This window comes from Vibrio sp. 1078-1 (assembly GCF_033340475.1).
This window is the reverse complement of record NZ_JAWOWM010000975.1, coordinates 1-507: the sequence shown is the minus strand read 5'-3', so window position 1 is coordinate 507 and position 507 is coordinate 1. Positions and strand designations below refer to the sequence as shown.

At 46.0% G+C, this 507-nt stretch carries 1 protein-coding gene; it reads right to left on the bottom strand.

The features are described from left to right. A partial coding sequence (locus R7190_RS31165) for a TRAP transporter large permease subunit (RefSeq protein WP_318138380.1) occupies positions 1-507 on the bottom strand: 507 nt, incomplete at both ends.

The window sequence follows — 507 nt, the reverse complement described above, 5'->3', positions numbered from 1 at the left end:
CAATTATCAAGAACAAGAACATGACACCCATCCATGGCAATGCCGCTTTTACAACTTTCATCATCGACATTCTTGCCACCCCAGCCGTTACAAACAGGTTCAACCCGACTGGTGGCGTTATCATGCCGATTTCCATGTTCACCACCATCATGATACCGAGGTGAATTGGGTCGATGCCCAGCGCAATGGCAATTGGGAACACCAAAGGAGCAACGATGATCAATAAGCCCGAAGGCTCCATAAACTGACCACCGATCAGGAGCAATAAGTTCACAACTATCAAGAACGTAATTGGCCCAAGCCCCGCAGACAGCATCGATTCCGTGATCATCTGAGGGATACGTTCTTCAGTCAGTACGTGTTTTAAGATCAGTGCATTAGCAATGATAAACAGCAGCATGATGGTAAGCTTGCCTGCTTCATACAAGGTATGCTTAGTGTCTTCATGCACAAAGGTCTGAATCACTTTGACTATCGCTGGTTTGGTGTTTTGCTTATCAGCAAATG